This window comes from Streptomyces sp. NPDC043685, assembly GCF_056436585.1.
The window spans coordinates 292,432-306,126 of record NZ_JBWKCH010000010.1 but is presented as its reverse complement, the minus strand read 5'-3'; the positions used below and the strand labels follow the sequence as shown (position 1 = coordinate 306,126).

At 72.8% G+C, this 13,695-nt stretch carries 13 protein-coding genes; 4 read left to right on the top strand and 9 right to left on the bottom strand.

Going from position 1 to position 13,695, the window contains the following annotated elements; translation table 11 throughout:
- Positions 1-181 precede the first annotated feature (181 nt).
- Both AC0665_RS30975 and AC0665_RS30970 read right to left on the bottom strand, forming a co-directional pair.
- A complete protein-coding gene (locus AC0665_RS30975; protein WP_478610524.1) occupies positions 182-937 on the bottom strand; it encodes a dienelactone hydrolase family protein in 756 nt (251 codons plus the stop codon).
- Between the two features lie 151 nt (positions 938-1,088).
- Positions 1,089-1,709, bottom strand: coding sequence for an L-threonylcarbamoyladenylate synthase (locus AC0665_RS30970; protein WP_366053356.1), 621 nt, complete (start codon positions 1,707-1,709; stop codon positions 1,089-1,091).
- A gap of 167 nt (positions 1,710-1,876) precedes the next feature.
- Between AC0665_RS30970 and AC0665_RS30965 the strand changes: the two genes are divergently transcribed.
- Positions 1,877-3,370, top strand: coding sequence for a helix-turn-helix domain-containing protein (locus AC0665_RS30965; RefSeq protein ID WP_478610523.1), 1,494 nt, complete (start codon positions 1,877-1,879; stop codon positions 3,368-3,370).
- 232 nt (positions 3,371-3,602) lie between these two features.
- On the opposite strand, the gene AC0665_RS30960 is transcribed toward AC0665_RS30965, so the two are convergent.
- From AC0665_RS30960 to AC0665_RS30935, 6 genes are read right to left on the bottom strand one after another with little or no spacing between them, the layout of a single operon-like run.
- Positions 3,603-4,829, bottom strand: coding sequence for a cytochrome P450 family protein (locus tag AC0665_RS30960; RefSeq protein ID WP_478610522.1), 1,227 nt, complete (start codon positions 4,827-4,829; stop codon positions 3,603-3,605).
- Positions 4,826-6,064: a cytochrome P450 family protein gene (locus AC0665_RS30955; protein ID WP_468413767.1), complete on the bottom strand. Its 1,239-nt coding sequence runs from the start codon at positions 6,062-6,064 to the stop codon at positions 4,826-4,828. The genes AC0665_RS30960 and AC0665_RS30955 overlap by 4 nt, the downstream gene beginning before the upstream one ends.
- The gene (locus AC0665_RS30950) at positions 6,061-6,687 is read right to left on the bottom strand and encodes a GTP-binding protein (RefSeq protein ID WP_478610521.1); all 627 of its coding nucleotides are present in this window, start codon (positions 6,685-6,687) and stop codon (positions 6,061-6,063) included. Before AC0665_RS30950 ends, AC0665_RS30955 begins: the two co-directional genes overlap by 4 nt.
- Positions 6,659-7,021 carry a DUF742 domain-containing protein gene (locus tag AC0665_RS30945; protein ID WP_468413771.1) on the bottom strand — a complete coding sequence of 121 codons (363 nt, stop codon included), beginning with the start codon at positions 7,019-7,021 and terminating at the stop codon, positions 6,659-6,661. The genes AC0665_RS30950 and AC0665_RS30945 overlap by 29 nt, the downstream gene beginning before the upstream one ends.
- Positions 7,018-7,440 carry a roadblock/LC7 domain-containing protein gene (locus AC0665_RS30940; protein WP_468413773.1) on the bottom strand — a complete coding sequence of 141 codons (423 nt, stop codon included), beginning with the start codon at positions 7,438-7,440 and terminating at the stop codon, positions 7,018-7,020. The genes AC0665_RS30945 and AC0665_RS30940 overlap by 4 nt, the downstream gene beginning before the upstream one ends.
- Positions 7,437-9,182, bottom strand: a complete 1,746-nt coding sequence (locus AC0665_RS30935) for an ATP-binding protein (RefSeq protein ID WP_478706261.1) — start codon at positions 9,180-9,182, stop codon at positions 7,437-7,439. Before AC0665_RS30935 ends, AC0665_RS30940 begins: the two co-directional genes overlap by 4 nt.
- 330 nt (positions 9,183-9,512) lie before the next feature.
- On the opposite strand from AC0665_RS30935, the gene AC0665_RS30930 reads away from it, so the two are divergent.
- Complete coding sequence (locus AC0665_RS30930; RefSeq protein ID WP_478706260.1) at positions 9,513-9,749, top strand: hypothetical protein; 237 nt, start codon at positions 9,513-9,515, stop codon at positions 9,747-9,749.
- A 97-nt stretch (positions 9,750-9,846) separates the two neighbouring features.
- Here the strand turns inward: AC0665_RS30930 and AC0665_RS30925 are convergent, their stop codons facing one another.
- Entirely contained in the window at positions 9,847-10,461 is a 615-nt protein-coding gene (locus AC0665_RS30925; RefSeq protein WP_468639392.1) for a hypothetical protein, read from the bottom strand.
- A 94-nt stretch (positions 10,462-10,555) separates the two neighbouring features.
- Here AC0665_RS30925 and AC0665_RS30920 point away from each other — a divergent pair, with 94 nt between their 5' ends.
- Together AC0665_RS30920 and AC0665_RS30915 are read left to right on the top strand one after the other, a co-directional pair.
- Positions 10,556-11,890, top strand: coding sequence for a hypothetical protein (locus AC0665_RS30920; protein ID WP_478610517.1), 1,335 nt, complete (start codon positions 10,556-10,558; stop codon positions 11,888-11,890).
- Positions 11,891-12,035: 145 nt separating this feature from the next.
- Complete coding sequence (locus AC0665_RS30915) at positions 12,036-13,694, top strand: catalase (protein ID WP_478706259.1); 1,659 nt, start codon at positions 12,036-12,038, stop codon at positions 13,692-13,694.
- Position 13,695 lies beyond the last annotated feature (1 nt).

Genomic DNA, 13,695 nt, shown 5'->3' with positions numbered 1-13,695 from the left:
GCGGCCCGGCGGGCTGCCGGGCGGGGGATCGTTCGCCGAGGACGACCACCAGCACCAGTGCGGCCCCGGCGCCCCGCCCGGGCAGGCCGTCGGACAGACCCCACGGAACCTGTCGACCGTGCCGTCCATGAGCCGCCGCCGGTAGGCCGCCCCCGGCTCGCCTGCCGCAGACCCGATGGCGTCAGAACGTGCGCTTGAGCAGGTCGAGCAGCGCCGACCAGTGCCGCTCGTCGCCCTCCTGGTGGTACGACGCGGTGTCGGCCTGCGTGAAGCCGTGGGGCGCGCCCGTGTACACCTCGCACCGGTGGCGGACGCCTGCCGCCGTCAGGGCCTCTTCCAGGCGCTCGATCTGCTCCGGCGGCAGCGAGGGGTCCTGGTCGGCGTGGCCGAAGTAGAGCTCGGCGGTGACCTTGCCGGCCACCAGATGGGGGCTGTCCGGCGTGTCCGTGGCCAGCCGCCCGCCGTGGAATCCGGCGGCGGCCGCGACCCGCTCCGGGTACGTGCCGGCGGTGAGCAGGGAGAGGCGGGCGCCCATGCAGTAGCCGGTCAGCGCCACCGGGCCGTCGGCCACGGCCGGGGACCCGTCCAGCCAGCTCAGATACGCGCCGGCGTCTCGCATCGCCCGCTCGGGCGTGAGGGCCCGCATGACCGGGCCGATGCGTTCGAAGATCTCCGGACGCGCCCCCGGGTCGATGAACTCGGGCAGGTCGAACACAGGGGCGCGGCCGTGCCGGTAGAACACGTTGGGCACCAGCACCGTGTAGCCCTCGGCGGCCAGCCGGTCGGCCATGGAGCGCAGCTGCGGACGCAGACCGAAGGCGTCCATGAAGACCAGGACCGCCGGGTGGGCGGCTCCGTCGCCGGGACGGGCCAGATACGCGTCGGCGGTGCCGTCCTCGGTGGGGATGTCGACAGCGGTTCCCTGTACGGCGGTCATGGCTGGCTGCCTCTCTGCGGGGGTGGGGCCGGGAACCCGTCCGCGTGACCGGGCGGATCATGGTCATCGTGGCACGTCCGTTCCCCGGGCATTTCGCCCACCCCCGGCACGTGGTTGAACCGTGAACGGCCATTGGTGCGTGTTTTGCCGTCTACTCGAACCGGGAGGGGTCGCCCGCGCCGTGCCGCACGATCTCGGCCTCCCCGCCCGAGAAGTCGACGACCGTCGTCGGTTCGGTCCCGCAGTCCCCGGAGTCGACCACCCCGTCCAGCACGTGGTCGAGCAGGTCCTTGATCTCCCAGCCCTGCGTCATCGGCTCGTCCTCGCCGGGCAGCAGCAGCGTGCTGGACAGCAGCGGCTCACCGAGCTCGGCCAGCAGGGCCTGGGTGACGACGTGGTCGGGGATGCGCACGCCGACCGTCTTCTTCTTGGGGTGCTGGAGGATCCGCGGCACCTCCTTGGTCGCGGGCAGGATGAACGTGTAGCTGCCCGGCGTCGACGCCTTGATCGCGCGGAAAACGTCGTTGTCGATCCTCACGAACTGGCCGAGCTGCGCGAAGTCCTGGCACACGAGGGTGAAGTGGTGCCGGTCGTCCAGCTTGCGGATCGTGCGGATGCGGTCGATGCCGTCACGGCTGCCCAGCCGACAGCCCAGCGCGTAGCAGGAGTCCGTGGGATAGGCGACGAGAGCGTCGGCGCGGATGCTGTCGGCGATCTGGCCGATGGTGCGCGGCTGGGGGTTGTCGGGGTGCACGTCGTAGTACTTCGCCATCCGCCGAGCTTATGCCGCCGCCACGGGTCGGTGGCGCAGGGAGGGGTACCGGTCCGGGGCAGGCCCCCGCCGTCCGGCGTACGGGCCCCGCCGCGCGCCCGGCGGACGTGAGGTAACGTCCCCGACCGATGTGCCGCAGGGCACGAGGAACGAGGGGGAAGACCGAGGTGGCTGGCCTGGAGGACGGGAACCGCCCGCGGGAGACACCCGCCGGCACGGGACCCGCGTGGGCGGAGGAACTGCTCGAACACCTGCGCCCGGCCGGGCGGGACGTCCGCAGAGTCGTCACCTGGCTCTCCGCCACCGTCGGCGCGACGGTGGCCCTGCAGGACGCCGACGGCAACCTCGTCGCCGGCGAGCGGCTCCCCCTGGAGGAGGACCTGGTCGCGGACATCACCGCCGGCCGGATCGCCTCCGCCGCCTGGCAGAGCCGGGAGCGGCACCTGCGACTGGTCAGAGTGGAACACCCGTCCCACGCGTGCGTGCTGGCCGTCTCCCGGCGGAGCCCCTTCGACCGGCGGGCCTCCGACGTCGTCACGCACACCGCCCAGGTGCTGGAGCTGCTGCTGACGGCGAGCGAGTATGCCGCGGCCGGGCACCGGCTGCGCCGGGCCACCGCCGACCTGCGGCTGGCGATCCTGCAACTGCTGATGGTCGAGGACACCATCGCCGCCCGCCGGGTCGCCGCCGGACTCTGGCCCGGACTCCTCGACGCCGAGACGGCCTGCGTGTACGTCGTCGAGTCCCACCCCGCCGTGCGCGACCGCATCGCGGAGGAGTGCCTGGAGCGGACGCGGGAGGACGCCCTCGTGGTGCGCTGCCCGGCCATGGACGGGCACGTGATCGTCGTCAGCCTCCGCGACACCACGGGCGACGCCCTGAGGTCCCTGATCGGACGGCACCCGGACCTCTTCCTCGGCGGCAGCGTCCGGCAGAGCCTCGCCCGCACCGCCACCGCCTACGGGCAGGCCGTCAGCGCCCTCGCCGTCGCGCACTTCCGCCCCGACAAGACGGCCGTCTACGCCGAGCGCACCCACCCCGAACGCCTGATGGACCCGGTGGCGCTGCGCGGCTGGACGTCCCGGGTGCTGCGCCCGCTCGACGCCCTGGCGCACCACACCCGCGCCGAACTCCTCGCCACCAGCCGTCTCGGCCTGGAGTTCACCGCCGTCAACGCCGCCAAGGTCCTCGGCGTCAGCCGCAACACCGTCCGGGCCCGCATGGAACGCGTCGAGACCCTGCTCGGCACCGACTTCGCCGACCTCACCGCCCGGGCGGTCGTCCACCTGGCGGTCAACACCCAGATCGGCCTGCCCGACACCCGGCCCGCCGAGGACACCGGCGACCCCGGGCTGCGGCTCGCCGACCTGCTGTCCGGGCCCGCCCTGCGCACCTGGGCGCGGGATCTGCTGGGCCGGCTGGACTCCGACGCCAGGAATCCGCGCCGGACGCTGCGCACCTGGATCGCCGCCGGCGGCAACGCCGAACGGGCCGCGCAGGCCCTGGGCGTGCACGCCCAGACCGTGCGCGAACACGTGCGCAGCGCCGAACCCCTCCTGGAACGCCAACTGCTCGCCGGCGGAACCGACCTGTACGAGGTCGTGCTGGCGTACCTGGCCGTGGGCGACCTCGATCTGCCGGCCGTCCCGTGCCCCGCGTGAGCCCTTTTTGCCTCAGGGGCAAGCGATCGGCCCGCTCCGGGCGGGACGAAACCGGGCCATCCGGACGCAGCTGTGCACGGGTGAGCCCCGATGAGCGTGCAGCGGGCATCGACACGGTTCACAAGGCGTCGGCCACGGACGTAAGTTCAACTCACCGCGGGGGCGCCGACCGGAACGGGGGACCGGTCGCGCTCCCGCGCGGTACCCCCTCGGCGGCGTGCCCCCGATCGCGTCATCCCCGCAGCCGCACCGGGATCTCCCGCCAGCCGAACGCGATGAACGACGGCACCTGTCGCAGGCCCCCGTCACCGTCGGCCAGGCTCAGATGCGGGAACCGGTCGAACAGCGCGGGCAGCGCGGTCAGGGCCTCCAGGCGGGCCAGCGGCGCCCCGATGCAGCGGTGGACGCCGATCCCGAACGCCAGATGATCGTCGGCGCCCCGCGTGGCGTCGAAGCGGTCGGCGTCCGGCCCGTAGCGCGCGGGGTCCAGCCCGGCGGCGGCGTACGTCGTGATGATGGCGTCACCGGCCGGGATCGTGACACCGCCGACCGTCAGGTCGGTGACGGCGAACCGCAGCGGCAGCGACGCGATCGACGGGTGCACGCGCAGCGTCTCGTCGACGACGGCGTCCCAGCCGATCTCCCCGGCCCGGACCGCCGCCAGCTGCTCGGGACGGCGCAGCAGCGCGACGACGGCGTTGCCGATCAGGTTCACGGTGGTCTCGAAGCCGGCCCCGATCACCAGCAGCAGCGTGTACAGCAGCTCCTCGTCGCTGAGCCGGTCGCCGTCCTCGTCCCGGACCCGGATCAGCTCGGTCGTCATGTCGTCCCCGGGGTGCGCGGCCCGGTGCGCGATCAGCGCGGGCAGCACCGTCCCGATCTGCCGCTGCACGGACGCCGCGTGCTCGGGACCCGGGTCCGAGGTGTCCATGATCGCCGCGATGAGCCGTCCGGTGTCCTCGCGTAACCCCTCCGGCACACCCATCAGTTCACAGATCATCCGCATGGGCAGGGGGTGGGCGAGCCGCTCCTTGACGTCCACGACCTCGCCGTCCGCGGCCTCCAGCGCGTCCAGCAGCTCCGCCGTGATCGCCTCCACCCGGGGCCGCATCGCCTCGGTGCGCCGGTGCGTGAAGCTGGGCGCGACCAGCCTGCGCAGCCGGGTGTGGTCCGGGCCGTACGTGGAGAGCATGTTGACCACGCCGACCCAGCCGAGGATCCAGGCCCAGGACGGGTTCTGGTCGATCTCGGGCCACAGCCGCCAGTGCCGCCGCGGGTCCTTGCTGACCCGTGGGTCGAGGATGAGCTCCCTCAGCGTGTCGTAGCGGGTGGGCGCCCAGGCCGGGATGGAGCCGGGCAGTTCCACGGGCACGAGCGGTCCGAGGGCGCGCAGCCGGGCGCTCTCGGCGGGGATGTCGGCGCCGAACGGGTCGAGTGCGATGCGGTCGGTCACGGTCACGGTCGTCCTCCTGGCTGGTCGGGGGAGCGGGGGCGGAAACGGACGGGGAGCGCCGTCAGCGAGCGGTGGAACGGGCCGGGCCGCCAGGTGAGGCGCTCGCGCGGCAGCACGGGTTCGAGGTCGGGCAGCCACTGGGTGAGCCGTTCGATGGCCTCGGTGGCGATGAGCAGGGTGTGCTGCTTGACCGGACAGGCGTGCGGACCCGCCGACCAGGACAGGTGGGAGGCGTCCGAGGGGTGGCGGTCCTGGCCGCGCTCCCGCTCTGCGGCCTCCGCGAGCGCCCCGTAGGAGACGACCACCGGCACCGCTGCCCTGATCCACACTCCGTGGAAGGTCACCGGTGTCCGGGCGTAGTGGATGCCGTAGTTGGCGAGGGGCGTCTCGTGGTGCAGCACCTCCAGCACCGCGTCCGCCACCGGGCGGGCACCACTGGTCAGCGTCGAGTAGTAGGCCGGGTTGCCGAGGATCCTGGACAGCGCGTTGGACACCAGGTTGGCCGTCGGCTCGTGTCCCGCGCCGAGGGTGAGGAACACCTGCCAGGTGACCTCCTCGGGGGTCAGTCCCGCCGGGTGGTCCAGCAGCCAGCTCGGCAGGTCATCGCCCCGCCGCTCCCTCTTGGCGGCGATCAGCTCCAGCACGTACCCGCCGAACTCGGCCTCGCCCTCGGCTGCTTGGGCGCCGCCCTCGATCAGCTTGCCCAGGGCGGAGTCGAGCCGGTCGCTCGCGCTGTCCGGCAGCCCGAACAGGCTGTTGAAGACCAGCGCCATCAGCGGCCGGGTGAAGTCGCCCACCAGGTCGGCCTCGCCGCGCGGCCCGAACCGGCTCACCAGCAGATGCACCGCCCGGTGCACCCGGGCCCGCAGGTCGTGCGGCTCCACGAGGTCGAACGCGTCGAGCAGCGAGGTGCGGTAGCGCAGATGGGCGCCGCCGTCGGCGAACAGGGTGTTGGGCCGCCAGCGCATCATGCCGAGCACGGGCGAGTCGTCGGGGACGGTCGCCTCCCACGGCCTGGGGTCGTGCGAGAACGTCCGCGTGTCGTGCAGCAGGTCGAGCGCCGCCCGCCGGTCGGTGACGACGTACGCCGGGACACCGGGGGCGAGTTCCGCCCAGCCGACCGGGCCGTGCGCGCGCAGGGCGGCGTAGTAGGAACGGGGATCGCGGGCGAAGCCGTCCTCCCACAGGCGGACGGGCGTCGCCTGCGAGAAGGCCTGCGCGGCGGGAGAGGGGTGGGTCACCGGGGCTCCGGGGGGTGGTGGTCGATCAGGTGCTGCACCAGCGCGAGCAGGGCGTCGACCGAGGAGTCCGCCTCCCGCGCGTCACAGGTCACCATCGGGGTCGTGGGCTCCAGGTCGAGGGCCGCGCGCACCTGCTCGGGCGTGTGGTGGTGGGGTGCGTCGGGGAAGGTGTTGAGGGCGACCGCGTACGGCAGTCCGCTCTCCTCCACGAGCCCCAGCACGTCGAACGAGGCGTCGATCCGCCGGGTGTCGACCAGGACGAGCGCGCCGAGCGCGCCGTAGGCGATGTCGTCCCACAGGGCCCGGAAGCGCTCCTGCCCCGGCGTGCCGAACAGATACAGGACGATGCCGCCCGGCAGGCTGATCCGGCCGAAGTCGATGGCGACCGTCGTGGTCGACTTGTCCCGTGACCCGGCGAGGTCGTCGACCCGCGCGGACGCCTCGGAGAGGGGCTCCTCCGTGTGCAGCGGGCGGATCTCGGACACCGAGCGGATCAGGGTGGTCTTGCCCACGCCGAACGGTCCCGTGATCAGGATCTTCACCAAGTCCCGGGCGGTGTCGGGGAGATGGACGTCCACGTCACAGGGCTCGGCGTCAACGGCGCTTGAGGTCGCGGAGGCCATCGGCCACTCTCTTCAGCAGGTCGGGGTCGAAGCGCCGGGCGGGCGGGATCGGCGCGCGGGCCAGCACCAGGTCGCGGTCGAGGAGGTCGGCGGCCAGCACCAGCACCGCGGAGACCGGAAGCCGCAGCAGGGCAGCGGCCTCCAGCACCGTCAGCGACCCGTGCTCCAGCTCCTCCAGGAGGGCCGCCTGGGCGGCGGGCAGTTCGGCGGGGGCCGGCTCACCGCTGCCGGTGAGCACCGACAGCCGCTCCAGGTGCGCACGGCTGGGCCGCGCCACCCCGCCGGTCGACAGGTACGCGGGAACCAGGGGACGGCCGCCTCGGCGGCCGGTCATGCCGGCGTGCCGCCGTCGTCCTCTCGGGGCCCGGCGGCCATCGCCTTCTCGCCCAGCCGCGCGACCTGCGAGTGCACCCGGTGGGCCAGCAGGTCGAGCCGCACGTCCGGATCGCCGTACGCGGCCACACATGTGCCGTGGTCGGTCGGCACGATGAGCACGTAGCCGTGGTCCGACTCGATGACGACCTGCCGGATGTCGGCCCGGTCGGTGTCGGCGAACGCCGCCGCGGCGGTACGGCAGGCGCCCTGCACGGTGCTGGTGATGGCCGCGACCCGCTCGGCCGACGGCTGCGACAGCGCGTCGGTGTATCCCGTGACGAATCCGTCCCGGGTGAGCAGGACGGCCGCCACGACGTGCGGCACCTCCAGGACCGGTTCGAGCACCCATGCCGTGTCCCCCGCCGCGCGGCTGGTCATCGCGCCGTTCCCCCTTCGTGGTCGTTGCTGTCGGTCTCCTCGCAAGCGCCGCCGGCCGTGGTCGCGGCCGGGGCACCCCCAGGTACGGCTGGAGCGGCCCTGTTGTTCGAACCGGCGGCGATGCGTGCCGCCGCGGTGCCGGACTGGAGGGCGCCGAGGGCGGCGGCGGCCTCCTCGGGGCGGCGTGGGCGGGGTGCCGGCGCGGGATCGGCCGGGCCGGTCGCGGCCGAAGCCGTGGCACGGTTGCGGCGACGCCGCTGGGGGAGTCCGCCGCCGTCGCGCGGCCCGTGGTGGCCGGGGGCCGGGGCGGAGGCATCGGCGTCCTGCTCCTTGCCGTAGCCGTGATCGTCGTCCGGGAGGGCGGGGAGGTGGCCGCTCCTTTGCGGCCCGGTCCTCTCCGGCCCGCTCGTCCGCGACTCGGTCCGCGGCGGCTCGGCGGTCGGGCCACGCTCGTCGGACGCGCCGGAATCCGATGCGCGGGATGTGCCGGGACCCGGGCCGGGATCGCGGGGTGCGCCGGAAGCCGGGCCCTGGGGCGCGCCGGGGCCGGAACCGCGGGGTGCGCCGGAGTCGGAGCCGCGGGACGCACTGGAAACCGGAACACGGGACGCACCAGGGGCCGGACCGTCGGCCGCGCCCGCCGCGCTCGGCGTGTCCCGCGCCGTCTCCTTGCGTGTCGGGCGCGGGGCGCTGGCGGCCGGGGGCAGTTCCTCGGGGTCGATCCTCGTCAGCAGGTGACGGTCGACGCGCAGGACCGCCCGCACGCCGCCGTACGGGGACGGTGAGGACAGGTCCACGCTCAGATCGAACTGCCGGGTCAGCCGGCCGATGGCCGCGAGGCCCATGCGCGGCGGGTCGCCGAGGTCCGTGAGCAGGATCGGATCGGTACCGGCGACCATCCGCTGGGCGCGTGCCCGTTCGTCCTGGCTCATGCCCAGCCCGGCGTCGTCCACGGTGACGCAGACGCCGTGGTGGACCGTCTCCAGGTTGACCACGACGTCCGTGTCGGGCGCGGAGTGCCGCAGCGCGTTGTCGAGGAGCTCGGCGACGATGATGGCGACCGGTTCGACGGCATGCGACACCAGGCCCGTCCCGGCCGGCAGGTGGTTGCTGATCCGGACGCGCCGGTAGCCGGCGAGCCGGGCCTGACCACCCGTCACCGCGTCCACCAGGTGCGATTCCTCCCGGGCGAGACCCACCCAGGCCCCGCACACCACCGCGGCGATCTGGGCGCGCCGCAGCGACTGCTCGTTCTCGTGGTCCAGCTCGAACAGGGTCTGTGCCAGCTCCGGGTCGTCATAGCGCTGTTGCAGACTGCGCAACGCGTCCTGAAGCCGGTAGAGCGCCGCCTGGATCTCCCGGGTGGCCCCGCGCATCCCGGCCTGGGCGGCCGCGTCGACGCGGGTGCGCTGCGCGGCCAGCTCGGCGCGGAGCCCCTTCAGCACCTGTTCCAGGGCGAGACCGAAGGGTGAATCGGCCAACTGCGGGTTCAGTGGGCCGGGTTCGGTGACATGGGCGTGGGCGGCCTGCCGGGCCGCCGCGGGCACCCGCCGGGCTGCCAGATGCTCGATCTCGGAGGTGAACGCCCGTGACGTGCCGTCGAGTCGGGCCCGCAGCGCGGCCGTCTTCGCACGCTGTGCCGCCAGTTGCCGCCGGGAGCGCAGCAGCCCGCCGCCGAGGGCGAACGCGGACAGTGTGCCGAGGGCCAGGGCGCCGACGGCCAGGTCCGGTACTTCGATCATCGAGTCGATTCCAGGAGCGAGTCGGGCAGGGCGGGGTCCGAGAAGCTCTGGCGAGCCACCCGCAGCACAGTACACACCGTCATCGACCGGTCTCGCACGGTGGAGCGCCACTTCATTCCGAAAGTGATCGGTGTCTGGTCGCATCCGGGGCAACTGTCTGAATTGCCGTACACATGGCTGGAGTTGCTGGTCCGTGCGGGTCTGGCCGGTCGGCCTCATGGTCCGTGACGCGATGCTCACGCCGGGTGACGCGCCCGGGCCGTGTGGCGGATCGGAGGGAGGGTACTCGTCCGGCGCCTGAAAGGTCCGCTCCGCGAGAAGGAGGCCCGCATGAGCAGGGGATCGGAGACCGGCGGTGTGACCGGTACGCAGGACAAGGACTACAACCTCATCTGGTATGTCGAGGCGTGCCTGAACAACGCCCTGCGCCTGGAGAGCTACATCCAGGACGCCGAGCGCGCCAAGGACACCGAGGTCGCGGACCTGTTCCGCAAGGCCCAGGCGGACAGCCGCAAGGGTGCCGAACTGGGCAAGAGGCTGCTGCGCGCACGCCTCCAGGAAGGCTGAGACGCACCCGCCTTCCAGGGCCCGGCTCCCGAACGGGGGGGGGCCGGGCCCTCCTCCGTGTCACGGGCTCCCGCCGTGTCGCGGGCCCTTCTCCGCGTCACAGGCGCAGGACTTCGCTGACACGGTCGGTGAGTTCGTCCTCGGTCATCGTGCCGTCCACCGTGACGGCGGGCAGCCCCAGGCGTTCGGTCTCCTCGCGCAGCCGCTCCGTGAACAGGGCGTCCCGTACGGCGAGGTTGTGTTCGGCCCGCTGCGGATCACGGGTGTTCCGGGTGAAGCGTCCCGCCGGAGTGGCACGGCTGCTGAAGGCGACCTGCCGGAATTCCGGCGTGGGAAGCAGCCAGACCGCCTGACCGGGCCCGGTGAGCAGCGGTTTCACCAGGTGGGGCAGGAGCCGGAACCCCTCGACGACGACAGGTGCCCGGCCCGGCATGCGCGCGAGATCCTCCAGGATCAGGCCGAAGGCCTCACCCCTGAACCAGGGGAACGTCTCCAGCATCGTCTCGGGGGACCGGTCGACCCACCGTTCGTCCATGTCCATGGCCATGAACGCGTGCAGGAACGGCGCTTGCCCGGCGTCGGCCCGGCGGGCGTGATCCGCCATCGCGTCGTCGGTCGCGTAGAGACGCCAGCCGTGCCGGTCGGCGAGGCGGCGGGCGACCGTCGACTTGCCCCCGCCGCTTCCGCCGCCGATCCAGTAGACGTGCCGCATGTCTCTCCTCTCCTCGGGCCGCCGCTGATTGTCAGTGGCGGATGCCACGATGCGACCAGTCACCCTTCCATCCCCATCCGAGGAGGACGCGAGCGTGCGCAGACCGGTCGAGGGAGAGGTTCATGTGCACTACGGGCAGATCTACGTCGAGAGCGACCCGGACGACTTCGGGCCCGGCCTGGCCGAGGCGTTCGCCGGCCAGAGCGCGGGGCTGTGCGGGGCCGCGACACCGGGCGCGCTGTGGCTGAACACCGGCCTGCACACCGGCGACGTCGGTTTCACGGTCGAGGTGCACGAGTCGGCCCCGCCGCTGGATTCGTCCTGGGAGGACGTGGTGGAGGTGTCCTTCCGCCCGGCCTCGGAGGACACCGCACTCGTGGAGTGGGGCGGAGGGGACGCCTGGCCGCTCGGTCTGGAGCAGACCGACTACCGCGTGCGGTACTGCGCCGCGGGCATGGACCGGGCGGGCGAGCGGGACACCCGGCTCCACGGCGAACCCCAACTGGACCGGTACCTCTTACAGTTCTGGCCGGCCCCGCCCGAGCGCGACCGCGTGCTGAAGCAGACCTCGCACAGCGCCGCCTACTGGCACGACTACGCCCGGAAACTGCCGCCCCCGCCGAGCCCGGCCGAACGCGCCGAGGCCGAACGCCGGGCCCGTCTCGCCGAGGAGACGGCCGAGCGGGAACGCCTCCTCGCCTTCGAACGCCACCGGTGGGGTGGCCGGTCGCCGAGCGCGGCTCTGCGCGACCTGCGGGGGAACGTCAGCGGCCTGCTCGAGTTCGACCCCGCCCTCCTGCACGACCTCGACGCCGCGGGACCCGCCGTTCAGCGTGCGGTGGCCCGGTGGGCGGCCCGCCGGGCCTGTGAGGCCGCGGGGCTCACCGCCCTCGGCTGGGTCACCGACGCGCTCACGGCCCTGGACGAAGACCGCCCGCTGCCCCCGCCCTTCGACGACGACGCCCGCATGTGGCATGCCCTCAGCTCCGACCCGGACGTCCCGGACCGGACCGTCGGCCGGGCCGTCCCACCGCAGCGGCCGCCCTTCCCGCCCTCGTCCTCGTCCGAGGACACCGTCGCGTGGCCCGAGGAGGCGGCCATGAGCATGGTCGGCCCGGCGAGGGCCGTCGCACGGCAGCTGAGCACACCGCCCGACCCAGGGCCCGACGGTGCACCGCCGTCGGGCCCGGCACCGGCCCCGGAGCCCGGCCAGGGCGGCCTCTTCGTCGTCTTCGGCGCACCGGATCCGTCCCTGCGCTTCTCCCAACCCCACATGGCCCTGCCGGCCGTGACCGGAGCCGCGCACCCCGACCCGCTCCAGGCGGCCGTGGACGCGGTGTACGCGGCCGTCGTCACATACGGCGAGGAGTGGCCCGCCCTCCTCGCGGAGGCACGGTCCCTGTGCCCGGAGCCGCGTGACGGAGCGTAGCGGCGGTGCCGTCCCGGATGAGGTTCCTGGCGCGTGAGTGACCCCGCCTCGCCGGGTACTCGGTCCGTCCCGCCAGGACCGGCCGGGCGGCCGTTCGGTGCCGACCCGGCCGGCCACCGGACACGAGCCGAAGGAGCCCCCACAGATGACGGACGTTTCCGGCACCGGCCCCGCCCCGGGCGACGACCGCAAGATCCTCACCAACCGCCAGGGTCATCCGGTCCACGACAACCAGAACCAGCGCACGGTCGGCGCCCGCGGCCCCGCCACGCTGGAGAACTACCAGTTCCTGGAGAAGATCAGCCACTTCGACCGGGAACGCATCCCGGAGCGCGTGGTGCACGCCCGCGGCGTCACCGCCTACGGCCACTTCGAGGCCTACGGCACCTGGGGTGACGAGCCGATCAGCCGCTACACCCGGGCCAAACTGTTCCAGGAGCGGGGCAAGCGCACGGATGTCGCCGTGCGCTTCTCAACGGTCATCGGAGGCCGCGACTCCTCCGAGGCCGCCCGCGACCCGCGTGGTTTCGCCGTCAAGTTCTACACCGAGGACGGCAACTGGGACCTGGTCGGCAACAACCTGGGCGTCTTCTTCATCCGCGACGCCATCAAGTTCCCGGACGTCATCCACGCCCTCAAGCCGGACCCGGTGACCTTCGAGCAGCAGCCGAACCGCATCTTCGACTTCATGTCGCAGACGCCCGAGGCCATGCACATGCTGGTCAACCTGTTCAGCCCACGCGGCATCCCGGCCGACTACCGGCACATGCAGGGCTTCGGCGTCAACACCTACAAGTGGGTCAACGCCGACGGTGAGACCAAGCTGGTCAAGTACCACTGGATGCCCAAGCAGGGCGTGCGCAGCATGACCGAGGAGGACGCGGCCAACGTCCAGGCCGACACCCTCGGCCACGCCACCAAGGACCTGTACAAGGCGGTCGAGCGCGGCGAGTACCCCGAGTGGGAACTACTCGTCCAGATCATGGACGACCACGACCACCCGGAACTCGACTTCGACCCGCTGGACGACACCAAGACCTGGCCCGAGCAGGACTTCCCGCCGAAGCCGGTGGGCCGGATGGTGCTCGACCGGATGCCCCGGGACTTCTTCGCCGAGAACGAGCAGATCTCCTTCGGCACCGGCGTCCTCGTCGACGGCCTGGACTTCTCCGACGACAAGATGCTCGTCGGCCGGACCTTCTCCTACAGCGACACCCAGCGCTACCGGGTCGGTCCCAACTACCTCCAGCTGCCCGTCAACCAGGCCAAGAACGCCGACGTACGCACCAACCAGCGCGACGGCCAGATGGCGTACCACGTGGACGGTGGAGGTGAGAACCCGCAGGTCAACTACGAGCCCTCCATCACCGGAGGCCTGCGCGAGGCCACCTACCCGACCCACGACGAACAGGGCCCCGAGATCCACGGCCGGTTGACCCGCAAGCGCATCCCCCGCACCAACGACTACCTCCAGGCCGGTCAGCGCTACCAGCTGCTGGAGGACTGGGAGCGCGACGACCTGGTGAAGAACTTCATCGGTCAACTGTCCCAGTGCGACCGGCCGATCCAGGAACGCATGGTCTGGCACTTCCTGCTGGTCGACAACGACCTCGGTCTGCGGGTGGGCGAGGGGCTGGGTATCGGCCCGGAGGACGTGGCCGGACTGGAGCCGCTGGCGAGCCAGGACCTCACCGACGAGGACCGCGAACGCCTGGCCGACCTCGGCAACAACAAGCCGCGTGACGTCGAGGGGCTCACCATGACCCACTGCGTCCCCGACGAACGCCACGTCGTGACCCGCTGAC

Bases quoted from the DNA above. Each gene is read 5' to 3' on its own strand.
- AC0665_RS30970 (WP_366053356.1), bottom strand. From the start codon at position 1,709: ATGGCGAAGTACTACGACGTGCACCCCGACAACCCCCAGCCGCGCACC.
- AC0665_RS30975 (WP_478610524.1), bottom strand. From the start codon at position 937: ATGACCGCCGTACAGGGAACCGCTGTCGACATCCCCACCGAGGACGGC.
- AC0665_RS30945 (WP_468413771.1), bottom strand. From the start codon at position 7,021: ATGACCGGCCGCCGAGGCGGCCGTCCCCTGGTTCCCGCGTACCTGTCG.
- AC0665_RS30935 (WP_478706261.1), bottom strand. From the start codon at position 9,182: ATGATCGAAGTACCGGACCTGGCCGTCGGCGCCCTGGCCCTCGGCACA.
- AC0665_RS30915 (WP_478706259.1), top strand. From the start codon at position 12,036: ATGACGGACGTTTCCGGCACCGGCCCCGCCCCGGGCGACGACCGCAAG.
- AC0665_RS30925 (WP_468639392.1), bottom strand. From the start codon at position 10,461: ATGCGGCACGTCTACTGGATCGGCGGCGGAAGCGGCGGGGGCAAGTCG.
- AC0665_RS30940 (WP_468413773.1), bottom strand. From the start codon at position 7,440: ATGACCAGCCGCGCGGCGGGGGACACGGCATGGGTGCTCGAACCGGTC.
- AC0665_RS30950 (WP_478610521.1), bottom strand. From the start codon at position 6,687: ATGGCCTCCGCGACCTCAAGCGCCGTTGACGCCGAGCCCTGTGACGTG.
- AC0665_RS30930 (WP_478706260.1), top strand. From the start codon at position 9,513: ATGAGCAGGGGATCGGAGACCGGCGGTGTGACCGGTACGCAGGACAAG.